Source organism: Amycolatopsis sp. NPDC098790, assembly GCF_044759945.1.
Taxonomy (GTDB): domain Bacteria; phylum Actinomycetota; class Actinomycetes; order Mycobacteriales; family Pseudonocardiaceae; genus Amycolatopsis.
In genome coordinates, this window is sequence record NZ_JBIWAI010000001.1 from 978,335 (window position 1) to 1,004,094 (window position 25,760).

Annotated in this window: 20 protein-coding genes, 1 tRNA gene and 1 pseudogene; 7 read left to right on the plus strand and 15 right to left on the minus strand. The window is 71.5% G+C overall.

Annotated elements, in window-relative coordinates; genetic code table 11:
- Positions 1 to 28 precede the first annotated feature (28 nt).
- The 9 genes from ACIQWX_RS04955 to ACIQWX_RS04995 form a co-directional block, all read right to left on the minus strand.
- Positions 29 to 1,819, minus strand: a complete 1,791-nt coding sequence (locus ACIQWX_RS04955) for a cation acetate symporter (protein ID WP_400865679.1) — start codon at positions 1,817 to 1,819, stop codon at positions 29 to 31.
- A gap of 30 nt (positions 1,820 to 1,849) precedes the next feature.
- Positions 1,850 to 2,380: a hypothetical protein gene (locus ACIQWX_RS04960; protein WP_400865682.1), complete on the minus strand. Its 531-nt coding sequence runs from the start codon at positions 2,378 to 2,380 to the stop codon at positions 1,850 to 1,852.
- 13 nt (positions 2,381 to 2,393) lie between these two features.
- Positions 2,394 to 3,230, minus strand: a complete 837-nt coding sequence (locus ACIQWX_RS04965) for a LytR/AlgR family response regulator transcription factor (protein ID WP_400865685.1) — start codon at positions 3,228 to 3,230, stop codon at positions 2,394 to 2,396.
- An 82-nt stretch (positions 3,231 to 3,312) separates the two neighbouring features.
- Positions 3,313 to 4,704, minus strand: coding sequence for a glycoside hydrolase family 16 protein (locus ACIQWX_RS04970; RefSeq protein ID WP_400865687.1), 1,392 nt, complete (start codon positions 4,702 to 4,704; stop codon positions 3,313 to 3,315).
- A 158-nt stretch (positions 4,705 to 4,862) separates the two neighbouring features.
- Positions 4,863 to 5,708: a S49 family peptidase gene (locus tag ACIQWX_RS04975; protein ID WP_400865690.1), complete on the minus strand. Its 846-nt coding sequence runs from the start codon at positions 5,706 to 5,708 to the stop codon at positions 4,863 to 4,865.
- Between the two features lie 19 nt (positions 5,709 to 5,727).
- On the minus strand, positions 5,728 to 7,044 hold the full coding sequence (locus ACIQWX_RS04980) for a histidine kinase (protein WP_400865692.1): 1,317 nt from the start codon (positions 7,042 to 7,044) through the stop codon (positions 5,728 to 5,730).
- A gap of 245 nt (positions 7,045 to 7,289) precedes the next feature.
- Positions 7,290 to 8,150: an Fpg/Nei family DNA glycosylase gene (locus tag ACIQWX_RS04985; RefSeq protein ID WP_400865695.1), complete on the minus strand. Its 861-nt coding sequence runs from the start codon at positions 8,148 to 8,150 to the stop codon at positions 7,290 to 7,292.
- Positions 8,151 to 8,189: 39 nt separating this feature from the next.
- On the minus strand, positions 8,190 to 8,624 hold the full coding sequence (locus ACIQWX_RS04990) for a DUF983 domain-containing protein (RefSeq protein WP_086677814.1): 435 nt from the start codon (positions 8,622 to 8,624) through the stop codon (positions 8,190 to 8,192).
- A gap of 104 nt (positions 8,625 to 8,728) precedes the next feature.
- A complete protein-coding gene (locus tag ACIQWX_RS04995) occupies positions 8,729 to 10,264 on the minus strand; it encodes a sigma-70 family RNA polymerase sigma factor (RefSeq protein WP_400865699.1) in 1,536 nt (511 codons plus the stop codon).
- 188 nt (positions 10,265 to 10,452) lie between these two features.
- Between ACIQWX_RS04995 and ACIQWX_RS05000 the strand changes: the two genes are divergently transcribed.
- Both ACIQWX_RS05000 and ACIQWX_RS05005 read left to right on the plus strand, forming a co-directional pair.
- A tRNA-Gly gene (locus tag ACIQWX_RS05000) sits at positions 10,453 to 10,525 on the plus strand.
- Positions 10,526 to 10,727: 202 nt separating this feature from the next.
- Positions 10,728 to 12,194, plus strand: coding sequence for a phosphocholine-specific phospholipase C (locus ACIQWX_RS05005; RefSeq protein WP_400865701.1), 1,467 nt, complete (start codon positions 10,728 to 10,730; stop codon positions 12,192 to 12,194).
- Positions 12,195 to 12,200: 6 nt separating this feature from the next.
- Here the strand turns inward: ACIQWX_RS05005 and ACIQWX_RS05010 are convergent, their stop codons facing one another.
- From ACIQWX_RS05010 to ACIQWX_RS05020, 3 genes are all read right to left on the minus strand, one after another.
- On the minus strand, positions 12,201 to 12,494 hold the full coding sequence (locus tag ACIQWX_RS05010; protein ID WP_400865704.1) for a YiaA/YiaB family inner membrane protein: 294 nt from the start codon (positions 12,492 to 12,494) through the stop codon (positions 12,201 to 12,203).
- An 847-nt stretch (positions 12,495 to 13,341) separates the two neighbouring features.
- Positions 13,342 to 13,740 (minus strand): immunity 7 family protein, encoded by a 399-nt coding sequence (locus ACIQWX_RS05015; protein WP_086676128.1) that lies wholly within the window; start codon positions 13,738 to 13,740, stop codon positions 13,342 to 13,344.
- Positions 13,741 to 13,762: 22 nt separating this feature from the next.
- Positions 13,763 to 14,302: a DUF2716 domain-containing protein gene (locus ACIQWX_RS05020; protein ID WP_400865707.1), complete on the minus strand. Its 540-nt coding sequence runs from the start codon at positions 14,300 to 14,302 to the stop codon at positions 13,763 to 13,765.
- Positions 14,303 to 14,436: 134 nt separating this feature from the next.
- Here ACIQWX_RS05020 and ACIQWX_RS05025 point away from each other — a divergent pair.
- Positions 14,437 to 14,958 (plus strand): annotated as a pseudogene (locus ACIQWX_RS05025) (alpha/beta fold hydrolase); the annotation flags it as partial.
- A 136-nt stretch (positions 14,959 to 15,094) separates the two neighbouring features.
- Here ACIQWX_RS05025 and ACIQWX_RS05030 read toward each other — a convergent pair.
- From ACIQWX_RS05030 to ACIQWX_RS05040, 3 genes are all read right to left on the minus strand, one after another.
- On the minus strand, positions 15,095 to 16,570 hold the full coding sequence (locus ACIQWX_RS05030; protein ID WP_400865710.1) for a serine/threonine-protein kinase: 1,476 nt from the start codon (positions 16,568 to 16,570) through the stop codon (positions 15,095 to 15,097).
- A gap of 67 nt (positions 16,571 to 16,637) precedes the next feature.
- Entirely contained in the window at positions 16,638 to 17,243 is a 606-nt protein-coding gene (locus ACIQWX_RS05035) for a hypothetical protein (protein ID WP_400865712.1), read from the minus strand.
- 107 nt (positions 17,244 to 17,350) lie between these two features.
- Complete coding sequence (locus ACIQWX_RS05040; RefSeq protein ID WP_400865715.1) at positions 17,351 to 19,105, minus strand: hypothetical protein; 1,755 nt, start codon at positions 19,103 to 19,105, stop codon at positions 17,351 to 17,353.
- 162 nt (positions 19,106 to 19,267) lie between these two features.
- Here ACIQWX_RS05040 and ACIQWX_RS05045 point away from each other — a divergent pair, with 162 nt between their 5' ends.
- From ACIQWX_RS05045 to ACIQWX_RS05060, 4 genes are all read left to right on the plus strand, one after another.
- Positions 19,268 to 20,398, plus strand: coding sequence for a hypothetical protein (locus tag ACIQWX_RS05045; protein WP_400865718.1), 1,131 nt, complete (start codon positions 19,268 to 19,270; stop codon positions 20,396 to 20,398).
- Between the two features lie 131 nt (positions 20,399 to 20,529).
- Positions 20,530 to 21,744, plus strand: coding sequence for a hypothetical protein (locus tag ACIQWX_RS05050; protein WP_400865721.1), 1,215 nt, complete (start codon positions 20,530 to 20,532; stop codon positions 21,742 to 21,744).
- Entirely contained in the window at positions 21,737 to 24,466 is a 2,730-nt protein-coding gene (locus ACIQWX_RS05055) for a glycosyltransferase (protein WP_400865724.1), read from the plus strand. Before ACIQWX_RS05050 ends, ACIQWX_RS05055 begins: the two co-directional genes overlap by 8 nt.
- Positions 24,463 to 25,755 (plus strand): hypothetical protein, encoded by a 1,293-nt coding sequence (locus ACIQWX_RS05060; RefSeq protein WP_400865727.1) that lies wholly within the window; start codon positions 24,463 to 24,465, stop codon positions 25,753 to 25,755. The genes ACIQWX_RS05055 and ACIQWX_RS05060 overlap by 4 nt, the downstream gene beginning before the upstream one ends.
- The last annotated feature ends 5 nt before the right edge of the window (positions 25,756 to 25,760 follow it).

The following is a 25,760-nucleotide window of genomic DNA, read 5'->3' on the forward strand; positions in this document are numbered from 1 at the left end:
TAATACTTTCTTACTGACTGTCAGCGCATTACTTGCGGTGCCGACCGCGCCCGGCGATTCGCGTCTTTTCTTCGGCTTGTCCGAATCGCGCGACCGCCCTGTCCCGCATGAACCCGAGCGGATCGGGCGCGTGCAGCCGCAGCATGATGTCGTGCACGTGGTCCGGGCGCCCGTACCCGGTGACGCGGCTGACGAAGTACGTCGTCACGAACGCGGCGGGCACGGTGATCAGCGCCGGCTGGTTGACGAACCACGGCGCCCAGCCGCCGGTGTAGCCGCTCACGACGTTGACCACCAGCGCGGCCAGCACGAGACCGCCGCCGACGAACATCCCGGCCAGCGCACCCGGCCAGGACAGCTTGCGCCACCAGATGCCCAGCACCAGCAGCGGGCTGAACGTCGACGCGGCGAGCGCGAACGTCAGCCCGATCGACAGCGAGATGTCCTCCGGCCGCAGCGCGACCGCCAGCCCGATCGGGAACAGCGCGACCAGCCCGGTCGCGACGCGGAAGTCGCGGACGCGGCCCGGCAGCAGGTCGGTCGACACGACCCCGGCGACGCTCACCAGCAGCCCGGACGTGCTGGAGAGGAACGCCGCGAACGCGCCCGCGGCGGTCACCGCGCCGAGGACCTGGCCCCAGACCCCCGGCAGCATCGCCGAGGGCAACCGCAGGATCGCCGCGTCCGTCTTGCCGGTGACCAGCAGCTCCGGGACGTACATCCGGGACAGCGCGCCGAGCAGCGTCGGGAAGAGGTAGAACAGGCCGAGCAGCAGCAGGACGTGCACCGTGGTGCGGCGCGCGGCCTTGCCGTCGGGGTTGGTGTAGAAGCGGACCAGCACGTGCGGCAGGCCCATGGTGCCCAGGAACGTCGCGAACATCAGCGAGTACGTCTGGAGCAGGTCGGTGAGGCTACCCGACGCCGGGTGCAGCCAGTTGGTGTTGTCGGCGACCGAGTCGCTGACCACCGGCACCGGCGTGCCGGCCAGGAACTTCAGCTTCGTGCCTTCGGAAACCTGGTGCGGGGCGAGCGGGGTCCAGTGCGTCGGCCCGGCGGCCGGGCCGTTGTCGGTGCGGCCGTAGGCCCAGAGGAAGGTGTCGCTGCGGACGTGCAGGGTGACGTCGGTTTGGACGTCCACTGTGGTGTCGCTGGGGAACACCGGCGGGGCGGCCGCGCCGAGCGGGCGGAAGCCGTCCGGGCCGCCGCCGGCGAAGAAGACCATGCACAGCACGAACGCGGGCACCGCGATCGCGAACAGCTTGAGCCAGTACTGGAAGGCCTGGACGACGGTGATCGCGCGCATGCCGCCGGCGATGACGTTGAACGCCACCACGACCATCACCGCGACCGCGCCCGCCCACACCGGCACCGGGAGGACCGTCGCCAGCGTCAGACCGGCGGCCTGCAGCTGCGGGACCATGTAGAGGATCCCGATGAACACGACGAACCCCGTCGAGAACCGGCGGAGGCCCTTCGAGCCGAGCCGCATTTCGACGAAGTCGGGCAGCGTGTACGCGCCGGAGCGGCGCAGCGGCGCGGCGACGAAGAGCATCAGCGCGAGGTAGCCCGCGGTGAAGCCGATCGGGAACCACAGCGCGTCGGCGCCGTCCTTGAGCACGATTCCCGCGATGCCGAGGAACGACGCCGCGGACAGGTACTCACCGGAGATCGCGGCGGCGTTGCGGCGCGACCGGACGGTCCGCCGGGCCACCAGGAAGTCGTGCGTGCTCGTGGCCGAACGCGAAGAGCGGTGACCGAGGAAGAACGTCACCACGGCGACCAGCACTATGCCGGTCAACGCCCACGGGTTCAGCTGCACGGGGGAATCCTCGCACGAGTCGTGCGGAAACTAGTTTTCGATCATGTCCACGAAAGCGCGTTCGTTGCGCTCGGCCAGCCGGTTGTACCAGATCCCGACGCCGAACAGGAACGGAAAGGGCAGCACGCCGAGGATCAGCCAGGCCACCGGGATGCCGACGACGCTCAACCGGGAGAACCCGGGAACGAGGTAGAACAGCACCGGCAGCGAGCCGAACACGAGGACGACGAGCCCGGCCAGCAGCAGCGCCGTCCGCAGCTGGACCTTCACCAGGTGGTCCTTGACGAGCAGCTTCCCCCAGCTGGTCTGCTCCTCAAGCTCGACGCGGGCGCGCAGGGTGCCGGAGCCGCGGCGGGGGTCGGCGAGGATCACCCGCTCCCGCTTGGGTTTCGCGTGGTGCTCCGGCTTCGGCGGCGGCTCGTCCTCCGGCGCGGGCGGCAGCGACTCGACGACGGCCCGGTCCGTCGGCTGCGGCAGCGGCCGCTGGCGGGGACGGCGGCCGAGCGTCGGATCGGGCTCGCGCACGCCGTTCGGGCGGCGGTCGTAGAAGTCGTCGGTCATGACCGGTCCCGGCTCAGCCGTTCCGGCCCGAACCGACCAGCCGGTCCTTCAGCGCCCGGGTGTGCCGCCTGCTGACCGGCAGCACCTTCTCCTCGTTGCCGATCACGACCTGGTAGCCGCCCTGGCCCATGCGCAGCTCGGTGATGAGCGGCAGCGCGACCAGGAACGACCGGTGGATCCGGACGAACCCGGCCTTCTCCCAGCGCTCTTCGAGCTGGGCCAGCGGGATGCGGACCAGGTGGCTGCCTTCGGTGGTGAACAGCCGCGCGTAGTCGCCCTGCGCCTCGACCCAGCGGACCGAGGAGCGCGGGATGAGCTTGGTGGTGCCGGCCAGCTCGACCGGGATGACCTCGTCGTCGTTCTTCACGCCCGGCTCGCCGCCCATGGCGCCGGGCGGGGGCGCGGCGGCCGAGGCCAGCTTGTCGATCACGCGCGTGATCGCGCGGTCGAGGCGGTCCTGCTGGTACGGCTTGAGGACGTAGTCCAGCGCGCCGAGGTCGAAGGCGTTGACCGCCTCCTCGGCGTGGCCGGTGACGAACACCAGCGCCGGCGACGGCCGCAGCGCGGCGAACACGCGCGACATCTCCATGCCGGACAGGCCGGGCATGTCGATGTCGGCGAAGACGGCGTCGACGATCGGCAGGCCGCGGTCCTTGCGTTCGCGTAGCCTCGGGTCGTCGGTGGACAGCAGCCGCAGCGCCTCGGACGCGTCGATCGCCGGGAACACCTTCGCCACGTGCGGGCTGTTGCGCAGGCAGTGGACGAGTTCGTCAAGACCGTTCGGCTCGTCGTCCACGGCCAGGACCACGAGCTTCCGGGTGTCATCGTGAGCACTCACAGTGAAACGCATCCTGCCCATTGCCGAGTGCAATGTCCAGCCCCCGTCTGCCTGATGTGGGAGAACCCGCGGCCGGGGCCGCGGGTCCCTCGTCTCAATGCACGAACGTGAACCAGTTGAGGTTCACGAAATCCGCGGGCTGGCCGCTCGTGAACGTCAGGTAGACGTTGTGCACGCCGGTGACCGCGCCGATGTTGGCCGGCACCGTCCGCCAGCTCTGCCAGCCGCCGGTGTTGCCGACGGCGAAGCTGCCGACCGGCGCGTTCGACCGGCTGTCCAGCCGCACCTCGATCAGCCCGCTGACACCGGACGCCGCCCCGGACGCGACGCGCGCCTGGAAGTTGGTCGCCGCGCTGCTCCCGAAGTTGACGTTGGGGTACAGCGCCCAGTCGCCGTTGGCCAGCGCGCCGAGGTTCTGGCCGCCGCCGGAGTCCGTGGTGGCCTCGGTGATGGAACCCGACTGCTGGCTGAACGACTCGGCCTGGATGGTGCTGTACGCGCTGGTCCCGCCGCCGGGCGGAGTGGTCGTGGTCGGCGGCGTCGTCGTGCCGCCGCCGGTCCCGCCGCGGGTGGTGACGGTGACGTAGTCGACGACCATCGGGCGCCCGGGCACGATCCCCGGCCCCGGCGTCGTGGTGCCGGAGTTGTTGTTGGGGAACGCGCCGCCGATGGCGACGTTCAGCAACACGAAGTAGCCCTGGTGGGTCGTCATGTTCGCCCAGGTCGTGGCGTCGACCTGGTTCTGGCTCACCGAGTGGAACTGCTGGCCGTCGACGAACCAGCGGAACACCTGCGGGCTGGTGCTCGCGTCCCATTCGAAGCGGTAGGTGTGGAATGCCGACTGGCAGCTGCTGCCCGGGCAGGCGCGGTTGGCGGGCAGGCCGGTCGTCTCGTTGCACGGGCCGCCGGGGTTGACGCCGCAGTGCAGGACGCCCCAGACGGAGTTGATCCCGTTGACGTTCTCCATGATGTCGAACTCGCCGATGGCCGGCCAGTTCCACCAGTTGCCGCGGTAGGGACCACCGAGGGCCCAGAAGGCCGGCCAGTAGCCGAGCGCGGCCGCGCCGGTGACGTTCGGCATCTGGATCCGGCTTTCGATCCGCATGACGCCGCCGGCGGGCGGCTTGAAGTCGGTGCGCTGGGTCTCGATCCGCGCCGACGTCCAGTTGCCGGCGCCGTCGCGCAACGGCGTGATGCGGAGGTTGCCGGACCCGTCCTGGGCGAGGTTGGCGGTGCTCGACGTGTAGTTCTGGATCTCGCCGGTGCCCCAGTTGCCGGGGCCGCCGGGGTAGGCGTGACCGGTGTCGATGATCCAGTTCGAGCTCGCGGGCAGGGTGTTCGCGCCGCCGGTGAAGTCGTCGGCGAAGACGGTGGTCCAGCCGGACTCGGGCGGTGGGATCGACGCTTCGGCGTTCAGGGTGAGGGGAACGGTGATGAGCGCGGCGCCGACGACGGCACCTAGGGCGAGTCTTCGGGAGTGGGGCATCGGGTACGACCTCCTTGTCGACCGGATTTGTTGCCGTTCGCAACAAAGCCCGTTCACAAGGAGAACCGACGCCCCACCGCAACTCCAGGGGCGTTACGCGGGTTGGGTGATCCAGGTCACAAAGTCTGCCCGGAAGTGCTCAAACCGGACAGCGGGGTTCAGAGGCCGAAGCGGGACCAGGCCGCCTTCTGCGTCACCGCTTCCAGCACCGCCGACGCCGCGGCCGGGGCACCGATGCCGAGGCGCGCGAGCAGGGCCTTCTTCGGCTCCGCCACCGAGATCTCCGCCTCCGGGAAGCGGTCCGTGACGATCTGGCGGAGGCTGCCCAGCCCGTCGATCAGCCCCAGCTCGACGGCCTTCGCGCCGAGCCAGACGTCGCCCGTGAACAGGTCCTCCGTGTCGACCAAGCGGTCGCCGCGACGTTCCTTGACCCAGCTCACGAACAGCTCGTGGAGCTGGGCGTGCATCTTCTTCAGCCATTCGACGTCTTCGGGCTTCTCCGGCGAGAACGGGTCGAGGCGCGACTTGTTCGCGCCCGCCGTGTGCAGGCGGCGCTCGATGCCGAAGCGCTCGAGCAGGCCCGTGAAGCCGAAGCCGCCGCTGATCACGCCGATCGAGCCGACCATCGACGTGCGGTGCGCGTAGATCTCGTCGGCCGCGCAGGCCAGCCAGTACCCGCCCGACGCGGCGACGTCCTCGCAGAACGCCAGTACCGGCACGCCCTTCTCGTCGGCCAGCTGCCGGATCCGCTCGGCGACCAGGCCGGACTGCGTCGGCGCGCCGCCCGGAGAGTTGATCAGCAGCGCGACCGCCTTCAGCCGGTCGTGGCCGAACGCCCTGGTCAGGGCCGATTCGACGGCGGCCAGGTTGATCGCGCCCCGGCCCAGCGGCGACGGCGACGGCGTGATCACGCCGTGCAGCTTCACCACGGCCACGACGTCCTTGCGCTCGACCCGGTCGGCGAGCACCGGGATCCGCGAAGCCAGCTTGTCCGTAACGCTCATACCGTCAGGCTAGCGGGATTCAGCTCATGGGGAGGATGCCCGACCGTGTGCCGTTGACGCCGTTCACCTCGGCGCCGTTCAGCTGGGCCGGGCCGCCCTGGGCGGGGACCTCGGCGTCGGCGTCGGCGCTGTAGTCCGGCATGTTCGGCCGGACGCCCGGGACGAACTTCGGCACCCGCAGCGTCACCTTCATGCCGGCACCCGGCGCGGTCTCGACCATCACCGCGTAGTCGGTGCCGAAGACCTGCTGCATGCGCTGGCTGATGTTGCCGAGCCCGACGTGCGCGCCGGTGCTGTGCGCGTTCTTGACGTCACGCAGCCGCCGCGGGTCCATGCCGATGCCGTCGTCCTCGACGCTGATCAGCGCTTCGGTGCCGTGGTCCTGCGCGATCACCGTGACGCAGCCGCCGCTGGGCTTGCTGGCCAGTCCGTGCTTGACCGCGTTCTCGACCAGCGGCTGGATGATCAGGAACGGCACGACGACGCTGAGCACCTCGGGCGCGATCTTCATCCGCACCTCGAGCCGGCCGCCGAAGCGGGCGTTCTCGATGGTCAGGTAGCGGTCGATGTTGCGCAGCTCCTCGGCCAGCGAGGTGAACATGCCCGACGTCCGGAACGAGTAGCGCGTGAAGTCGGCGAAGTCCTGAAGCAGCTCTCGCGCCTCTTCGGGGTCCGTGCGGATCAGCGCGGAGATCGTGTTGAGCGCGTTGTAGACGAAGTGCGGCGAGATCTGCGCGCGCAGCGCCTTGATCTCGGCCTGCTGGAGCTGGTGCTTCGACTCGTCGAGCCGCGCGAGCTCGAACTGCGTGCAGACGAACTGGGCGACGGCGTCGGCCATCTGCACCAGGCGCCCGCGGGTGCGGCCGACGACGATCAGCGCCGCCTCGGTCTCGCCTTCGACCAGCAGCGGCACGATGACGGCGGTCTTCATCCGGCACGTGCCGCGGTGGTTGCACGGCATCCGGTCGTGCGCGACGACCTCGCGGCGGTGCTTGCGGATGGCCGCGCCGATCGCGTCGACGAGGTCGACGTAGTGCTCGTTCGCCTCGCCGTCCCACGACAGCAGCGTGCCCTCGCTGTCGGTGATCCCGACGGCGACGCAGTCCAGCATCTGCAGCAGCTGGGTGGTGATCTTGTCGGCGGCGTCCTCGTCCAGGCCGGAGCGGAGGTTCGGGGCGGCCTTCGACATCCGGTGGACGGCCTGCAGCATGGCGTCCTCCACCACGCTGGCCGGTTTGCGCTGTTTCACGAGCAGCACGATCACCGCGATGCCGAGCAGCACCGCCAGCCCCCACGGAACGATCTGCGCAAGCGGAAACCCGGACACGGCGTCCATGCTCTGCGCTCGACCAACCGGGTGCAAGGCCTGATCCCACTTTCTGTCCAACTGTGATGACCGAGGGTGGAGCGAACCCTACCGAGAGTCGGAACCGGCCCGGCACGGTCACTGTCCGCAACACGCGGAGGGCGCCCGCTGTTCCACTCCTTCCGGCGAACGGCCAGGAAGAACGCGGTTTCGCCTAGCCCCCACCCCCTGGCGGCGACGCGCGGCGCAGTACGTGCGGCCGAACGGGCGAATCTTTACTTGAGCAGGCGGGACATCCGGCGGTCGGCCAGTGGCTTGCCGCCCGTCTGGCACGTCGGGCAGTACTGGAACGACTTGTCCGCGAACGAGATCTCGCGGATCGTGTCGCCGCAGACCGGGCACGGCAAGCCCGTGCGCGCGTGGACGCGCAGGCCCGAGCGCTTCTCGCCCTTCAGGCGCGCGGCCTTCTGGCCCACCGAGCGCTGGACGGCGTCGGACTCGATCTCGACGATCGCCTCGGCCAGGGTCTCCAGGGCGCCGTCGTCGAGCTTGCCGATCGTCGCGTACGGGGAGAGCTTCGCGCGGTGCATGATCTCGTCGGAGTACGCGTTGCCGATGCCGGCGATCAGCGACTGGTCGGTCAGCGCCCACTTCAGCCGGGTGTTCTTGCCGGCGAACAGCTCGCGCAGCTGAACCGCGTCCAGTGAGAGCGCGTCCGGGCCGAGGCGCGCGACGCTCGCGATCTCCTGCGGGTCCTTCACGATCCACACCGCGAGGCCCTTCTTCGTGCCCGCCTCGGTGAGGTCGAAGCCGGGACCGGTCGCGGACTCGAGGTGCACGCGCAGCGAGATCGGGCCCTTGCCCGGCTTGAGCGGCGCCGCGGCGAGGCCGTCGGACCAGCGCAGCCAGCCCGCGCGGGCCAGGTGGACGACCAGGTGCAGGTCGCCCGCGATGACGTCGAGGTGCTTGCCGTGGCGGGTCGCGCCGGTGATCTCGCGGCCGTGCAGGTCGGTCCACGGCGGCGTCGCCGTCTTCAGGACGCTCAGGGATGCGACATCGATGCGGAAGATCGTCTGGCCGACCGCGTTCTCACGCAGGTGGTGCGCCAGCGCTTCGACCTCGGGCAGTTCGGGCATGCTCCCAGTTTCACCCCTTCGGCCGAATTCCGGTACCGGCTACTCGACCGGGTGCAGCGGCCCGTCGAAGTCGGGCAGCGAGTGCCGCTGGATCGTCTTGGAGATCTTCTTGACCTCGCCCTGCACGGTGAACATGCCGCGGATCGTGCCGACCCAGCGTTCGGACGGCCGGTCGCGGTCGCCGTCGGTCTCCGCGACCACCGTCCACGGGCGGCGCAGGATCCACCGCAGCGGGAAGAACAGCACCACCAGCAGCAGGGCCAGGAGCACCCACGCGGGGATGTTGACCTCGTTCGGCGTCCACACGACCAGGATCACGGCCAGCAGCGCGGTCACCACGATCATCGCGATGCCGGGGCCGTAGCTGCCCGCGACGTCGTGCTCGAAGTCGTCGGCCGTCGCCGGTGCGCGCCATTCCATCTGGGCACGGACCACCCAGTCGCGGCCGTCTTCGCCGCGTACCAGCCGGTTCATTCAGTTGCCTCCCGGGGCGCCCGCAGGGTGAGCACGGACAACGTTACCGTGCCCGGGCTCGCCCGCGCGAGGGATGAACCGGACATCCCACCCGGCGAAGTTGATCACTGCTGTTCAGGGGCCGTCGAGGTCGGCTCGGCCGGGCCGCTCGAACCAGTGACGGCGGACGCGCTGCTCGGGCACGGTTTTCCGGAGGTCGGCGTCACCGTCGTCGACGGCTCGGTGGTCGTCGTCTCGTCACCCTTGGGCTTCGTCTCGCCCGGGGGTGACGGCGGCGAGCTGGGACGGCCGGTCGGCGACAGCTCGGGCGCCTCCGCGTCCTCCGGCACGCCGGTGTCGGTCGACTCGGTCGTGACGGTCATGAGCGGGCTCGTCGTCTCGTCGAGCCGCGGCGACGTCGAGTGGTCGGGCGTGCTGAAGGTCGACGACGTGATGTCGTCGCGCGGGGTGAGCCCCTCGCCGCCGCCGGTGTCGCCCACCGGGACGTCGCCCGGCACGGACGGCACCTCGTTCGCCGCGACCTGGCGGCCGCCGGCGCGCTGGCGCGCCGGGACGTTGACCCCGGTGCCGCGGCCGTTGAGCACGCCGACGCCGATCCGCGGGTCCTGCTGCGGCTGCGGCGGCGGCTGGTGGTGCGACTCGGCGGGCGGCACGACGACGAGCTCGGGCGCGCCGCCGGTCAGCCCGACGTCCTGGACGGCCGTCGGCCCGAACAGCACCGGACCGGCCGCGACGCCGACGGCGCCCACGGCGGCGGTCGACGCCAGCGCGAGCCCGATCTTGACCTTGGAGCCGACCAGCACGCCCTTGATCGTCGTGCCGAGCCCGGCCAGCACGCCGCTGCCGCTCGCGGCGGCACCCGCGGCCGGCACCAGCAGCACCAGCACCCCGGCGTGCGCGCGCAGCGACGAGCAGACGTCGCGCAGCTCGTCCTGGGTCGCGCGGCACGACGAGCAGCCGTGCAGGTGCGCCTTGATGCGCTCGGCCTCGGCGCCGGTGACGCTGCCCGCGGTGAACCCGCCGAGCTTTTCGACGACCGCGCGGCAGGAATCCGGCCCGCGGTTCACCGAAAGGTGTGCCTGCAAGTACGCCGCGCGCAGGCCCTGACGGGCACGCCGGGCCAAGGCCGCGGTCGCGTTCGCGCTCAGCCCGAAGTGGGTGGCGACCATGGCGGGCTGCTCGCCCTCGACCTCGGTCTGCCACAGGACGGTCCGCCAGCGCTCGGGCAGGCTGGTGAACGCCGTCGTGATCAGCGTGTGCTCGGCCGTGCGGGCGTGCGTGTCGGCACCCGCGCCGGCGCGGAAGGTCAGCTCGTCGTCGGAGACCGGGACGTCGCGGCGGGCGCCGTGCCACTCCCAGGAGACGCGGCGGGCGACGGTCAGGAGGTAGGCGCGGACGTAGTCCCGGGGGCCGGCGCCCCGGCGGAGGGCCTGCAGGACGCGGAAGAACGTCTCCGCGGTGATGTCCTCGGCTTCGGACCGGTCGGAGGCCAGGCTCTGGGCGAGCCGGCGGACGGCGGCGGCGTGCAGCTCGAACAGCTCCCCGAACGCGGCGTCCTCGCCGTTTCGAAGTCGTTGCAGCAGTGCCTGCTCGTCGGATTCCGAGGCCGCTGGTGGCGGCACCGTGCCCAGCTCGGTCATCCGGCCCGGCACCTCCTCCCCGAAGGTCTCCCCATTCGGTCGAATGGGGACACCATACGGAGGGATTCAGCCGTCGTCACCCCTTGTACGCCAGCTGTGACACCGAAGCACCGGGTCAGGGCACTTCGGGACCCGCCCATCGGAGCAGTTTCAGGAGGGTATAGAGTTCTCCTCAACAGCAACGCAGTGCGGATGTAGCGCAGCTGGTAGCGCATCACCTTGCCAAGGTGAGGGTCGCGGGTTCGAATCCCGTCATCCGCTCAAGATCGAAACGCCCCTGCTCAGGACATCGAGCGGGGGCGTTTCGCTTGCCCGGCGAGGTTCGCCGTGAGCGCGGTCACAAGACTTTCGTTGCTTTCTGACCGGGTTCGTGCCGGTTCGGCAACTGTTTTCATCTGGTGTTCCGGCCGAGTTTTCGCGATGCCACCTCTTCGGGTGATGCTCGGGCGTGATGGTGCTGGGCATGACCGAACTGACTCGTCGCCGTCTTCTCGGCTCCGCCGCCGGGGTCGCCGCCACCGCGGCCGCGGCCACCCTCATGCCGCCGAACGTCCAGCGCGCGCTCGCCCAGGGCGCCCCCAAGCACGGTTCGCTGAAGGACATCGAGCACGTCGTGCTGCTGATGCAGGAGAACCGGTCCTTCGACCACTACTTCGGCACGCTCTCCGGCGTCCGCGGGTTCGGCGACCCGCACGCGGCGAAGCTGCCGAACGGCAAGTCCGTCTTCTACCAGCCCGACGCCGAGAACCCCGCCGGGTACGCGCTGCCGTTCCACCTGGACACCCACGCCACCAACGCGCAGAAGATCCCGTCGACGTCGCACGCGTGGCAGGTCCAGCACGACGCCTGGAACGGCGGCAAGATGGACAACTGGCTGCCGGCGCACCGCAAGGCCGACGGCAAGAACGGCCCGTACGTCATGGGCTACCACAACCGCGCGGACCTGCCGTTCCAGTTCGCGCTCGCCGAGGCGTTCACCATCTGCGACGCCTACCACTGCTCGGTGTTCGGCCCGACCTGGCCGAACCGGATGATGTGGATGACCGGCACGATCGACCCCGACGGCGAGCACGGCGGCCCGATCCTCGACAACCACGCCCCCGCCGGCGGCTACACCTGGACGACGTACGCGGAGCGGCTGCAGGCGGCCGGCGTCAGCTGGAAGGTGTACGAGCAGAGCGACACCTACGGCTGCAACATGCTCGAGCAGTTCGCGAACTTCCGGAACGCACCCGCGGACTCGCCGCTCGCGGTCAACGGCCTCACCCACCGGCCCGAAGGCCAGTTCGAGTACGACGCGCGCAACGACAAGCTGCCGACGGTCTCGTGGATCATCTGCACGTCGACGGCGTCGGAGCACCCGCAGTACACGCCGGCCGAGGGTGCCGCGTTCGTCGCCTCGAAGATCGACGCGATCGCGGCCAACCCGGACGTCTGGGCCAAGACGGTGTTCATCCTCAACTACGACGAGAACGACGGCCTCTTCGACCACGTCGTCCCGCCGACGCCGCCGGCGGGCACCCCCGGCGAGTTCGTCACGAAGACCTCGCCGGGCGGCACGCCGGGCAACGGCCTCCCGGTCGGCGCGGGCTACCGCGTCCCGGCGATCGTCGTCTCGCCGTGGACCGCGGGTGGCTGGGTGTGCAGCGAGAACTTCGACCACACGTCGACGCTGCGGTTCCTGGAGAAGGTGACCGGGGTGGCGGAGCCGAACATCTCGGGCTGGCGCCGCCGCACCTTCGGGGACATGACCTCGGCGTTCCGCTTCGACGACCACAGGGCGAAGCCACCGGTGCTGCCGGACACGTCGGGCCCGCTGACGCTCTCGCGCTACGAGCAGGCCAACTTGCCGGCGCCGACGTTCCCGGGCACGGACCAGAAGCCGCCGAAGCAGGAGCCGGGCGGGCGGCCGCGGGTGCCGCGCCACTAGCTGTCCTTAGACGGCAGGGGTTTTGAACGGGTCGTGCTCGGCGAGGAGCTTGTCGAGCCGGGCCTGGTCGACGCGGGAGACCACGGAGGTCTCCTCCTGTCTGTCGCGGACGCACTTGGCGAGCGTGAAGGTGGAGGTGACGAGGTAGAGCGCGCCGAGGGCGAGGAACCCGCGGATCCAGCCGTCGACGGGCAGGTACGCGATGCCGCCGATGACCGCTGCCAGCGCCAGGCCGAAGGAGAGCGCCGCCTGGATGTAGAAGGCCGTGGTGGTGGGGGACGCCGTTCCGGATTTCGTCATGTGACGAGGGTCTCGCCGGGGTTGGGCGGGTGTCTTGAGCAGTACTACTCAGCCCCGGTTGCGATCGGGCCACAGGTCGACGGCTTTGGGCGGGGTCCTTCTGCGACCCCCGCGCGTAGGCAGCCGCCGCCCTTCCTGGCAGGGCTTCGGCAAAGTTCGCGGTGGCGTGACCGGGGGTCCCGCCAAACGTCTTGAATGAGTCATTCAGGACCTCGGAGGTCCTGAATGACTCATTCAAGACGTCCAGGAGCCCTGACATCGGGCGAGGTGAACGAGTCGTTCGTTCATGACTTCCCTGCCGGCACCGGCACTTCGGGAGGACCGCCCAGCACCCCGGCTTCGCCGAAATTCCCCTGCCCACCCCCGACGAGCAAACCCCACCCATCCCTGGGGGCTGACCCCGGTCCAGTCTATCGGCGCCGACCGACGGAACCGGGTGAATGGCCCTCCCGGCGGCCCGCTTGTCCACATCACAGCGGGGCTGTGGACAACGAGCGGCTACCAGCCAAAAGCCGCCAGGGAGTACGGCGACGCCTCGACCGAACGTCATGAACGACTCTTTCATGCCGTCCGACGCGCTGAAAGAGTCGTTCATGCCATCCGGCCCACCCGCACCGCACCTGGCCAGGTTGCCCGACGGCGAGAATCGGAGAGCAGCAAGCAGCAGGCTCGACTTCGCGCCAACCCCCGCGCGTAGGCAGCCCCCGCCCTCCCTGGGGGGCGTCCCCGCTTCCAGCGTATCGGCGGGGGCGGACGAAAAAGCCCGGGACGAGCGGAAACCGGCGGTGTTGTCCACATTCGCGAGCGGGTGTGGACAACTCGCGGCCGAGGTGCGGAAGGCGGCCGGCTACAGCTCGTAGACGTCCAGGACCGTCGGTGCGACCGGGGTCAGGTGCGGGTCTTCGCGTTCCGTCACCTGGCCCCGGGCCATGCGGTACACGCGGAACTCGTTGTCGTGCTCGGTGTCCTGGTCGTCCCAGACGTGGAGCAGGCCGTACGAGCCCGCGGCCAGCTCGCCGACCCTGGCGAAGAGGTCGAGGAGCTCCAGACCGGGGCCGCCGTGTTTGTCGAAGCCCGCCAGGTGGAGCATCGGCATGCCCGCGCTCCAGCGGAGGTCGACCAGGTCGAAGTCACCCGCGTCGCGGATCGCGCGGTGTACGCGGTCGACCAGGCGCTCCAGGAGCGCCGCGTCGTCGTCGCCGCTCGCGGTCGCCTGGATGGTCACCCAGCCGTGGTATTCGTACACCCGCAGAACGGTAGCAAGGACCTCAGCGGGCCAGCGCGGACGGCTTCCCGTCGCGGCGCAGCACGTTCGTCAGGACGCCTTCGCCGTGCTTCTCGAACGCCTTGACGAGGTTGTCGCCGAACACGCAGAGCGTGCGCTCCCACGGGTGGCCGAGCGTGCCGAACGAGAAGTCCGACGCCAGGAACAGGTGGTAGTCCGCGCGCGGGAACACCGGCACCGGCCAGCGCGCGCCGTCGGTCATCCGGTGCGGGCGGACGCGGAACGACTGGTGCTGCCAGTGCAGGGCCCACATCCAGCCGTCCGGGCCGCAGACCTCGCGGAACGCGGCGAGCGCGATGGCCGCGACCTGGTGCTCTTCGACGGCGTACGGGCCGAGGCGGAACTCGGCCGACGCGCGGTCCAGGTCGCCCGGCGAAAGGTCCCAGGTCCGCGACGGCGCCGGCTCGCGGAAACCCGGCCAGGCGTGCGCGTAGGTGCTCGGCCAGAACGCCAGCTTGTCGTACACCCAGTACCAGGCGGGTTCGTCGGCGACGCGGGAGACGGCTTCCCAGGCAGCATTCACTGTTACGACCTCTGACTCGGCCGGGCACGGAAGAACACGCGAAAGCTTCGTGTTCGCCCTCCGGTTTGTCCAGTCCTCGTCCGCTCGCCGCGAACTGTGTCACTCGACCGGGTGGGTTCTGCCAGATTGTCACCATGCGGATCGTCTTCGTCCACGGTGCCTTCGTCCGCGACGGCGCCTGGTGGTGGCAGCCGACGGCGGACGTCCTCGCCGGACACGGTTTGCGCAGCTCAGCGGTGGTGCTGCCGAGCTGCGAACGCGAGCCGCGCGGCGATCTCCACGACGACGCCGAGGCCCTTCGCGCGCTGCTCGACACCTCCGACGAGCCCGCTTTGCTCGTCGGACATTCCTACGGCGGGATGGTGATCACACAAGCGGGTGACCACCCCGCGGTCCGCCGGCTCGTCTACGTGACGTCGTTCCTGCCGGACGTCGGCGAGGCGCTCGCGGACTTCGGCGGCAGCGAGCCGCCGCCCTGGCACGTCAGCCACGGCGACGGCACGGCGAGCGTCCGGGAGGAGTTCGTGCGGCCGCTGTTCGCCCAGGACTTCGACGACACCACCTACGCCGGTGCGGCCGCCCGGCTCACGCCGCAGAACGAGACCGTCTTCGGCCAGCCCGTGACGTCGGCCGCCTGGCGGAAGGTCCCGTCGACCTACCTCGTCTGCGCCGACGACCGCGCGACGCTGCCGGAGACGCAACGACGCCAAGCGCGCGTGCGACCGACGTCGTCGAGCTGCCGGTGGCGCACCACCCGTTCGTCACGCGGCCGGAGCTGGTGGCCGAGGTGCTTCAGACGACGACGTAACCCATCAGGAACTCCTTGGTCTTGCCCTCGCACCCCGCGTCGAGCGAGTCGAAGTGGCTCGCGCCCGCGTTGCAGCGGTAGAGCGCGCGGGCGCCCGCCCAGGACGGCGGGTTCGCGTAGATGTGGCCGAGCAGCCCGAGCGCCTGCTGGCCTTCGCACTTGCCGCTCTGGTCGGTCGAGGTGAACCAGTCCTTGTGGTCCTTCACCTTGCAGGCGAACAGTTTCCGCGTACCCGGCTCGGCCTTCTCGACGAGCGAACCGAAGACGCCCTCCTTGGTGAACCCGGACGGCGGGGAGACTTTCTTCGTTCCGCTGAAGTGGCCACCGTCGGACTGGTGGTAGCGGATCAGCGGTACTTCGGCCGGGTGCGGCTTGTCCGCGGTCGACGACGACGGCGTGGCAGAAGTCGCGGACGTGCTCGGGGACGGCGTGGGTTTCTTGGTGCTGTGCTTCGGAGTGGTGGTGGCCGGCGTCGCGGACGTCGACGCGGGAGCGGCGACGGGCGCGGGCGTGGTGCGGTCCGGCTTGAGGAGGAAGATCGCGCCGAGCGCCGCGATCACCGCGACCGCCACTCCGGTCAGGACCAGCGGCAGGCGGCGCTTCCCCTTCGACGGACTGTCCACTGTGGCCGGTGACGGCGTGGCGAGCCACGCGGTCCGCGACGGCGGTGCCGGAACGCCGGTGCGCGCGGTTTCCAGCAGCCGCCGCAGTTGCGGCGCGGTCAGCCGGTCCGAAGCGGACTGGGTGAGCAACCCGCGGACGGCGTCGGCGAGCGGGCCGCGGGTGCGCTCCAGCACGGGCTGGTCGTACATGATCGCGTGCAGGGTCGCGGCCGTCGTGGTGCGCTGGAAGGGCGCGCGGCCTTCGGCGGCGTGGAAGAGCGTCGCGCCGAGCGACCAGAGGTCCGCCGCCGGCGACGGCCCGGCCCCGGCGAACAGCTCGGGTGCCATGTAGCCGGGCGAGCCCATGACGCCGCCGGTCTGCGTCAGCGACGGGTCGTCCATCGCCCGCGCGATGCCGAAGTCGGCGAGCTTCACGCGGTCGCCGGGCAGCACCATGATGTTGCTGGGCTTGACGTCCCGGTGCACGACGCCCGCCGCGTGCGCGCTCTCCAGCGCGCCGAGCACCTGCAGGCCGAGCGCGGCGACGCGGCGGTTGTCGAGCGGCCCTTCGCGCTCGATGATGTCCGCCAGCGTCGGCGCGACGACCAGCTCCATGACGATGAAGGTGGCGCCCCGCTCGCTGACGACGTCGTACACCGTGACGACGCCGGGGTCGTTGAGGCGCCCCGCCGTTCGGGCCTCGCGCATGACCCGCTCGAGGTTCGTGCCCGGCGGCGTGGCCAGCTCCTTGAGCGCGACCGGCCGCCCGAGCACCCTGTCCTCGGCGCGCCAGACGACGCCCATGCCGCCGCGGCCCAGCTCGGCCGAGATCGCGTACCGCCCCGCGACCACTCGCATCGTCGCCCCCCTGAACGTCGGGGGCGATGCTAGGGGAGGCGCCGGGCGGGCCCGGCGCCTCCCCGGCTCAGGCGGCGTCCCAGAGCGTCAAGAACGCCGAAGCCTCGCTTCGGGCCCACGGGCGCAATCGTTCGCGGTCACGCGCCGAGAGCTGGTACTCCTTGCTCCGCCGGACGTCGATCACCAGGGCGTGCCCGCCCGGCAGGAGGTCCGGCATCGCCTGCTCCAGCACCCACAGCGCGAGCTGCGCGGAGTCCTTCGCCAACGGCTCCTCCTTGAAGTAGAGCCAGGTCGCGTACCGGCGGCCGTCGCTCTTGCGCAGCCCGATCTGCGGGCTGACGCCGATCTCGAGGTCGCCGATCCGGCACCGGCCGCGGCCGACTTCGACCAGCCGCGGCGACTTCCGGCCGAGCCAGCGCAGCCAGCCCTCGGCGATCGCCGCGTAGTGCGGTTTCGTGCGGTCGTCGGCGGCGTTGACGAGCGCGCGCAACGCTGTCGCGTCCTGCCCCGCCGCCCGCCCGGACCGCACGGCGTTGGCCGCCCGCCGGTAGTAGTTGAACGCGGCTCGTGCCGGGTCCTCGTACTGCCGGCGCTGCCGCCGGACGAACGACGACCGCGACGGTCCGTTGCTCGCGCTGTAGCCCACGAACGTGGACAGGGTGATGTAGGCCATGGCCCTGCCTTCCTCCATCACGCCACCCGCGGACGCGGGCGGCATCTCCCCTGGACAACGCCCATTTTAGAACATATGTACGACAGTTTCGGCGTCCGAGAAGGTGACTAGCGCAAGGTGAACGTGACGAGGTCCGTCGAGTCGGTGCGGGTGATGCCCAGCCCGTCGAGCGGCCGGGTCAGCACCTGGGCGTACGGCCCGTCCGCGGCCGCGGCCTTCAGCAGCACGACCTGCCCGACGCCGTACTTGCGCAGCACGGCGACACTGCGCGCGTCCGGGAACGTCCTGGTCGCCCGGACGATCTCGCCGTACTGCGGCGGCAGCAGGCCGTTGTGGCCGTTGACCAGCGACGGGAAGCCGTCGGTCGACCAGAGCTGGTAGACGTACTCGCTGAACTCGCCCAGCCCCTGCCGCACCGGCAGGATCAACGTCGGCGGCGGGGACCCCTGGAACGTCCGGGCCAGGTCGGGCGGGATGCCCGCCGGCGACGAGTGCGGCTCGGCCGGGACGCCTTCGAGCAGCGCCAGCAGCAGCGTGACGCCGATCAGCGCGCGCAGGTACGGCGCGTCCTGGCGCTCGCGGACCAGCTCGCCCCACCTCGTCACCGCGCCCGCGGCGAGCAGCGCCAGCAGCAGGATCACCCACAGCATCAGCCGGCCCGGCGTGCGCAGCGCGTCCCAGCCCGGCAGGAAGTGCCAGAGCACGTAGTAGGTGAAGTACCCGCCGAAGAACTGCGCGCCGAGCGCGAACACCGTCCCGATCACGACGCCGGCGCCGAGCCAGGCCCGCACCCGGACCGGCCACGCGCTGACGAACAAGCCCGCCACCGCGACCACGAGCAGGGCCAGGCCGGGGAACAGCAGCTTCTCGGACGCGCCCGTCGCCGACAGCCACGCGGGGTCGGCGAACACGCCGCTCTTGAGGTTGAACGGACCGTGCTGCCAGAACCACGTCTCCGTCGGGGCGGCGAGCAGGCCCTGCGGCGGCGGGGAGAACTGCTGCACCTCGCGCCAGGAGCGGGTGAAGCCGTACTGGTCGACGACCCGGCGGTACGGGATGGTCATGAGGTAGGTGACGACGGCGAACACCGCGATGCCGGCGCCGTCGGCGACCGCCGCGCGGGTGCCGAACCGGCGCCGCTGCCGGACCGCCGTCACCACCAGGATCACGCCGACGACGCCGAGCAGGTAGGCGAACGGCAGCCCGATCGCGAACCCCAGGCTGATCTGCCAGGCCGCGACCACCCAGCCGGCGAACGCCCACCACGGCCGGGACAGCTCGGGGCGCCACCCGTGCCGCAGCGAGAACCCGTGCCCCCTGGCGAGTGCGAACAGCGCCAGCGCGATCCCGCCGGTGGACAGGATGTTGAGGTGGCTCGCGTGGCTCAGCCGCCACGGTGCCCAGGCGAACGCGAGGCCGGCCAGCACCGCGGCCGGCCGGCTGCCGCCGAGCTGGCGGACGAGCACGTACGCGCCGGCGTAGGCGAGCGCGCCCGCGATCAAGTAGGCGGCGTTGTAGCGCAGGAGCGCGGCGTACGGGCCGTCGCCGAAGAAGCTCAGCGGGAGATAACCGAGCAGGGAGTCCGAAAAGGCGTAGCTGCCGGTCGCCGGGAACAGCGTGTTGCCCGTCCACAGGTCACCCCCGGAGGTGACGAAGTGGTGCTGCCACGCCAGCTGCCACGCCTGCAGCAGCGGGTCGCCGGGTTCGCCCGCGACTGTCGACTTCGGATGGAGCACGACCGGGAGGTTGAACACCGCGGCGAGCAGGAACCCCGTGAGCACGGCGAAAACGCCTTCCCGGGCGTGCCCGCGACCGGTGCGCACGCGGGCCGGGAGCGCCCGCGCGTGCTCGTCGGTGATCAACTACGTCCCCTCTCGATCGCCTCCTCGTGATCGGTGCCCACGGGAAGGACTCCCGAAACGGCGTCGCGTGCGCTACGTTGCCGATCAACTTCAAAACGCAACCTCGCAGGTCGGCCGCGCGTGCCAGACTGATGCCCCGAACGGTGGATGGGGGTCGGAACCATGAGCTGGCAGGAAGAACTGCGCCGTCTCGACGCGGACCTGGCGGCCGGCCGGATCGAACCCGCGGCGCACCGCAAGCAGCGTGAAGAGCTGCTCGCGCAGGCGTCCGGGTCCACCGTGCCGTCACCGGTGCCCGCGCCCTTGCGCCGTCCCTCCTGGCACAGCGCGAACCCGGCGGCGAACCCGGTGCCGCCGGTCAACCCGGTCAGGTCGCCGCCGCCGCCACCGCCGCCGCCCGCGCGCGTCGAGGTGCCGTGGGCGCGCCCGCCGAAGCAGCCGGCCGGGCCGCGCTCGTTCCAGACGCCCGCGACGAACGCGGTGCCGCCGATCCCCGACCACATGACGACCGCGCCCAGCCCGGCCGACATCACCCCGACCCGCTACCTGGCCGTCGACGGTCAGGTACCGGGCGTCTCGGCGGCCAGCCGGTTCCCGCCCATCGACACGGGCACGGCCCCGCCCGCGGGCCAGGAGCCGGACGACGCCCGCGGCAAGCACCGCTGGAACGACCCCGCGCGCAAGCCCACCTGGCTGTTCGTCGGCCTCGGCGTGCTGCTCGTGCTGGTCATGGTCGTCGGCGTCACGATGTGGCTGGGCTCGGACGACGAACCCGGCGGGCAGGCGAGCGGGCCCGTCACCGTGCCGAGCACGTCGGCTTCCGGCCTGCTCGGCGGGGTCGAGGACCGGCTGCCGAAGCTGCCGGGCACGCAGAACTCCGCCAACTCGACGATGTCGCTCGACCGCGCGGTCGAGCTCGGCGTGTTCCCCCGGCCCACGGCCGACCTCCTGCGCCGCAACGGCGCCACCGAGGTCGTCTTCCGCGGCTCGGCCGTGGACGCGGGCAGCAACCTGCTGATGGTCGCGCCGATGCCGGGTCCGACCAACGCCGAAGCCGCCGTGGAAGCGCTTTACACCAGCGCGCTCTCCAACGGCTTCAACGCGGTCCAGTCCGACCTGCGCACCGCCGTCGCCACGACGGGCGACACGCAGGTCAGGGCGACCTGGTACACCTCCGGCGGCATGGTCGTGAACGTCGGGGTCTCACAGACCGAGAAGCTGGGCGACGAGGCCCTCACCGCCCGGCTGGGCCAGGTGCTGGAGGACCTGCGCGCGGTCCTCCCGCCCGGCTGATCCGGACAGCACGCGCACATCGGCCGGGTCGCGGTCACGAAACGACCCTCGGCCACGGCACCGGTCGGCGCTGCGTGCAGAATGTGCGTGAGTCTGCGAGCACGGGTTTGCGACGAGGAAGGGGGGCAGGTTTGTCCTGGCAGGAGGAACTTCGCCGGTTGGACGAGGAGCTGGCCGCCGGCCAGATCTCGGCCGACGACTACCGGGCTCGACGAGACGCCGTGCTGTCCTCCGCGGTGAACGGCGAGCCCCAGCAGGCCCCGCAGGGCGGCGGATCGGCCGACAGCACCCAGATCATCACCCCGGTCAGCCCGCCGCAGGGGCAGCCGCACCAGCAGCAACCGGGCGGCTCCGAAGCGGACCGGACGCAGATCGTGAGCAGCGCCGACGCCTCCGGGGGCGCCGAGCGCACCCAAGTCGTGTCCGGCATGCAGCAGCAGCCGCCGCCGTACCAGCCGCCGTGGTCGAACGACTCGGCCGAGCGCACGCAGGCCGTGCCGGGCGTGCCCCCGCAGGCGGTCGCCTCCGGTGGCCTGCGGCCGGGCGGCCCGACCTCGGGCGGCTTCCCGCAGCAGCAGCCCCCGCAGCAGCAGCCGTGGAACACCGGCGGCAACGCGGCCCCGCCGTGGGGTGCCAGCGAGTACCCGCAGATGGCGCCGGGCCCGGAGTGGGTCAGCCAGGGTCCGGAGACGTTCGAGACGACGTCGTCCGGCGGCAAGAAGAAGGTCGTCATCGCCGTGGTCGCCGTCGTGGTGGTCGCCGCGCTCGGCGTCGGCGGCTGGCTGATCTTCGGCAAGGACTCCGGCAACCAGGCGAACCCGCCGGTCGCGAGCTCGTCGTCGCCGGCCCCGCCGACCAGCACCGTCCGGCCGAAGGACGACCTGGAGATCGCGAAGCTGCCGGCCCCGCCCGGCGAGAAGACCGACATCCAGACGTTCGCGGACGTCGAGCGCGCCGGGTTCCTCACCCCGGAGGAGAACGCCGTCTACAAGACCGCGGGTGCCTCGAAGGTGCGGATGGCCGCCGCCGGCCTGCCGGACACGGTCAAGGCGCTGGTGCTCACCGCGCAGACGTCGTCCAGCAGCGCCGCGACCGTGGCCCGCGACGACCTGGCCGAGCTGCAGACCAAGTTCACGATGAAGCCGTACACCGGTGACGTGCCGGACGGCGTCAAGGCGTCGCAGTTCGCCAAGTCCGCGGACTTCCCCGCCGTGATCCGCGCGCACTACGTGCACAAGGGCACGCTCGTGCGCATCGAGGTGTCGGGTTCGGACCTCGCCAAGATCAGCGGCGTGTTCGACGACATCCTGGCGGCCCAGCTCGCGGAGCTGCCGGCCAATGGCTGAGCGCGCCGGCCGGGTGACCACCGCCTGCACGGTGGTCACCCGGGCCGGCCTGCCGTCGGCGCGGGTGCTCGCCCGGACCTACCGGGCGCACCACCCCGGCCACGGGTTCCTCGTGCTCGTCGTCGACGGGACCGGCAGCGCCACCGAGGACGGCTGCCGCGTCGTCGGCGGCGACTGGCTCGACCTCGACCGCGACGAGTTCCACCGGATGGCCACCTGGTTCTCCGCGTCGGAGCTGGTCGAAGCGGTCAAACCCCTGCTGTTGCACCAGATCCTCGAAGACGCCGACGTCGCCGTGTACCTCGGCTCGCAGATCCGCGTCTTCGCTCCCTTCGCCGAGCTCACCGCGCAGGCCGCCGAACACGACGTCGTGCTGGCGCCGCGGGTGCTCGCCCCGCTCCCACAGGACGGTCTGGAACCCGGCCGCGACGCCACGGACAGCGCTTTCCACGACGACTTCGTCGCGGTCGGCAAGGGCGCGCGCCCGTTCCTGATCGCCTGGGCGGACGGCCGCCGGTACGCGCCGGTCCCGCCGCCTTCGCACCCCTCGCCGCCGGTCGAGCACTTCTTCGACCGCGTCCCGGCGCTCTACCGCAACGTCGTCACGCGCGACCTCGGCGTGGCCGCCGGCTTCTGGAACCTGCACGAACGCAAGCTCGCCGAGGGTCCGGACGGCCGCGTGACCGCGGGTGGAACTCCGTTGCGGTTCTTGAACTTCTACGGCTTCGACCCCGACCGCCCGTGGCTGCTCAGCAGCCAGTGCCCGGTGCGCCCGCGGGTCGTCCTCTCCGCGGATCCGGTGCTGCGGAAGCTGTGCGACGACTACGCCGGCCAGCTGGTCGATGCCGGGCACACCGACGAAGAAGTCCCGTACCGCTTCGACAAGCTGCCCGACGGCACGCCGCTGACCAAGCCGATGCGGACGCTCTACCGCGACACCTGGCTGCGGGCGCACCGCGCGGCGACGACCCCGGCGCAGTTCGCGCCCACCGTCGTCGACGAAATCCCGCCCCCGCCGTTCGGTGACGACCGCGGCGAGGCCTTCCGCGACTGGCTGCGCGCCCCCGGCTCCCCGATGGCCCGCTCGGCCGGGCTCAGCAGGCTCGCGCTGTGGCTGTGGGCGAGCCGGATCGACCTGCAGACGGCGTTCCGCAAGCCGGAACACGCGGACGGCCCGGCGTTCCGGCAGTGGTGCGCCACGCACGGGATCGACGAAGGCCTGCTGCCCGGCTGGGCGCTGCCCACCGAGCCGCCCCCGGTGCCGGGGCCGGTCGACGAGTTCGGCGTCAACGTCTCCGGGTACCTGACCGCCGAGCTGGGCCTGGGCGAGATGGGCCGGATCATCCACCGCGCGGTCGCCGCCGCGGGCATCCCGGTGGTGTCGGTCGTCGAGTCGCGGTCGCTGTCGGCGGCGGTCCGCACGGGGCTGGCCGAGCCGGACACCGTGAGCCGGCCGCGGTTCCCGGTCAGCATCCTCGCGGTCAACTCCGACTACACCGGGCTGCTGCTGGACAGCCACCCGGAGCTCGGGCACCGGCGCTACCGGATCGGGCTGTGGGCCTGGGAGCTCGAAGACTTCCCGGTGTCGATGCACGGCGGCTTCGACCTGGTCGACGAGGTGTGGGCGATCAGCGACTTCACCCGCCGCGCGATCGAGCCGCACTCGCCGGTGCCGGTGAAGACGTTCCCGATGCCGGTGCTCGACCCCGGTGTGCCGGAGCGGGTCCCGCGCAAGCCGGGCGACCCGGTCCGGTTCCTGTTCGCCTTCGACTTCAACAGCACGGGCCAGCGCAAGAACCCGTGGGGCGTGGTGACGGCGTTCCGGCGCGCGTTCCCCGGCCGCGACGACGTGCGGCTGGTCATCAAGGCGACCAACGGGCACCTGCACGCGGCCGCCGTCGAGCGGCTGCGGTACGTCATCGGCGACGACAAGCGGATCGACCTGCTGGAGACCTACCTCAGCCTCGAAGAGCTGAACAGCCTCTACGCGACGAGCGACGCCTACGTCTCCCTGCACCGCAGCGAGGGCTTCGGGCTGACCGTCGCCGAGGCGATGGTGCGCGGGCTGGCCGTGATCGCGACCGACTACTCCAGCACCACGGAGTTCTTCCACGACGGCACCGGCTGGCCGGTCCCCTACCGGATGGTCGAGGTAGGCGAGGGCTGGCCGCCGTACCAGCCCGAGGGTCTGTGGGCCGACCCCGACCTCGACGCCGCCGCGAAGGCCATGCGCGAGGTCGCGGACGACCCCGCCGAAGCCCGGCGCCGAGGCGAAGCCGCCCGCGCCCACGTGCTGCGCGTCCGATCCATGGACGTCGCCGCCGCGTGGGTCGAGACCGAACTCCGCGCCGCGTACGCGAGTTGGCGCCGACGCGATCCCGGCGAGGCCGGCCGCGGGCCCGATTCGCCGCTCGCCCGCGCCGAAGCCGCGTTGCAGTGGCAGCCCGATCCGGACAGCCCGCACCGGTTTCCCCTGGCACCGGTGTTCCGCCGCGCGATCCGGCGGGCGCTGAGCCACTACGACGGTACCCAGCGCCGGATCCTGCGGACGCTCACCGAAAGCACCGGCGAGGCGATCAGCGGGCTGGCGGGCACGATCGACGAGAAAGCCACCGCGCAGGACCGGCGGCTCGGTATCCTCGAGGCCGAGCTCGCCCAGCAGAACGCGCGCATCGAGCGGCTCGAGGCGCGGCGTTCCGACGACCCCCGGCCGCCGGCATGACCCAGCAGAAGACGTCCCAGGCCTCGCGCGCGCTGCCCCCGGTGCACGAGGCCTTCCTGCCCCGCGAACACGCCCTGCACCGGCCGCGCCACGGCCGCCGCCAGGCCGTCGCGCTGGCCTGCGCCGCGGTGTTCTTCGCGACGCCGGTGCTCGCGTCGATCGCCGGGGTGCACCCCGGCCAGTTCGAAAACCGCGCGCTGACGGAGTTTCCGAGCATCGGGCAGGGCTGGTCGTTCTTCCCGCAGCTGGCCCAGTGGGCGACCGACCATCTCGCGTTCCGCGAGCAGGCCGTGCACGCGGCCGACGGCCTCAGCCGCGGCCTCTTCGGCGAGGCCCCGCCGCTCGGCGGGCAGCCGCAGGCCCCGGAGGGCCCGATCCCGGCGCAGCCGAGCACGCCCGCGCCGGTCGTCAACTACCCGAAGGTCCTCGAAGGCAAGAGCGGCTGGCTGTACCTCGGCGACGAGATCGCCAGCCACTGCAACCTCAGCAAGCCGCTGGACCAGACCATGGCCGAGCTCGACCGGCTGCGCGACGGCGTCCGCGCGTCCGGCCGCCAGTTCATCGTGGTCATCGCGCCGGACAAGACGACGATCGCGCCCGAGTACCTGCCGGCGAACTACGCGGGCAAGGAGTGCCGGGAGCGGACCGCGGCGGAGTTCTGGCAGCGCGTCGACGCCGACAACGCCGTGCTCGACCTGCGAAGCGGGCTCGAGGCGCAAGGCCAGGCGGTCGGCGCGCCGGTGTACGGGCCGCAGGACGCGCACTGGTCGGACGAGGGCGGCATGCTGATGGCCCGCTCGCTGGCCGAGGCGATGAGCCCGGGCAGCACCGCGTCCTGGGTGATCAAGCCGAGCGACCCGTGGCAGATGGCGGCCGACCTGCCGCCGCTGATCGGCCATACCGGCCAGACCAGCGGGCGCCACTACGAGGTGCTGACCGACGGCAAGCGCGACCAGACCCGCGAAGTCCTCAGCGACCTCAAGGCCCCGCTCAAGCTGCAGTCGGCCAGCGGCACCGGCACCTACCAGGGCTCGGTCGCGCTGCTCGGCGACTCCTTCACCTACCGCGCGCTGCCCTACCTCGCGGCGACCTTCGGCCAGATGACCGCCCAGCACCACAGCGCCCTGCTCGCCGACACCGGCAAGACCGTCGGCAAGATGTTCGCCGACAACAAGGTGGTGGCGATCGAGGTCGCCGAGCGCACCCTGGCGTCCGGCAACTTCGGCCTGCTGGCGCCGCAGGTCGTCGACAACGTCCTGGGCGAGCTCGCGGCCCGCCCGATCCGCTGACCCAC

Excerpts from the sequence above, each read along its gene's own strand:
- ACIQWX_RS04960 (WP_400865682.1), bottom strand. The coding sequence starts at position 2,380 with ATGACCGACGACTTCTACGACCGCCGCCCGAACGGCGTGCGCGAGCCC.
- ACIQWX_RS04965 (WP_400865685.1), bottom strand. The coding sequence starts at position 3,230 with ATGCGTTTCACTGTGAGTGCTCACGATGACACCCGGAAGCTCGTGGTC.
- ACIQWX_RS04970 (WP_400865687.1), bottom strand. The coding sequence starts at position 4,704 with ATGCCCCACTCCCGAAGACTCGCCCTAGGTGCCGTCGTCGGCGCCGCG.
- ACIQWX_RS04975 (WP_400865690.1), bottom strand. The coding sequence starts at position 5,708 with ATGAGCGTTACGGACAAGCTGGCTTCGCGGATCCCGGTGCTCGCCGAC.
- ACIQWX_RS04980 (WP_400865692.1), bottom strand. The coding sequence starts at position 7,044 with ATGGACGCCGTGTCCGGGTTTCCGCTTGCGCAGATCGTTCCGTGGGGG.
- ACIQWX_RS04985 (WP_400865695.1), bottom strand. The coding sequence starts at position 8,150 with ATGCCCGAACTGCCCGAGGTCGAAGCGCTGGCGCACCACCTGCGTGAG.
- ACIQWX_RS04990 (WP_086677814.1), bottom strand. The coding sequence starts at position 8,624 with ATGAACCGGCTGGTACGCGGCGAAGACGGCCGCGACTGGGTGGTCCGT.
- ACIQWX_RS04995 (WP_400865699.1), bottom strand. The coding sequence starts at position 10,264 with ATGACCGAGCTGGGCACGGTGCCGCCACCAGCGGCCTCGGAATCCGAC.
- ACIQWX_RS05005 (WP_400865701.1), top strand. The coding sequence starts at position 10,728 with ATGACCGAACTGACTCGTCGCCGTCTTCTCGGCTCCGCCGCCGGGGTC.
- ACIQWX_RS05010 (WP_400865704.1), bottom strand. The coding sequence starts at position 12,494 with ATGACGAAATCCGGAACGGCGTCCCCCACCACCACGGCCTTCTACATC.
- ACIQWX_RS05030 (WP_400865710.1), bottom strand. The coding sequence starts at position 16,570 with ATGCGAGTGGTCGCGGGGCGGTACGCGATCTCGGCCGAGCTGGGCCGC.
- ACIQWX_RS05035 (WP_400865712.1), bottom strand. The coding sequence starts at position 17,243 with ATGGCCTACATCACCCTGTCCACGTTCGTGGGCTACAGCGCGAGCAAC.
- ACIQWX_RS05045 (WP_400865718.1), top strand. The coding sequence starts at position 19,268 with ATGAGCTGGCAGGAAGAACTGCGCCGTCTCGACGCGGACCTGGCGGCC.
- ACIQWX_RS05055 (WP_400865724.1), top strand. The coding sequence starts at position 21,737 with ATGGCTGAGCGCGCCGGCCGGGTGACCACCGCCTGCACGGTGGTCACC.
- ACIQWX_RS05060 (WP_400865727.1), top strand. The coding sequence starts at position 24,463 with ATGACCCAGCAGAAGACGTCCCAGGCCTCGCGCGCGCTGCCCCCGGTG.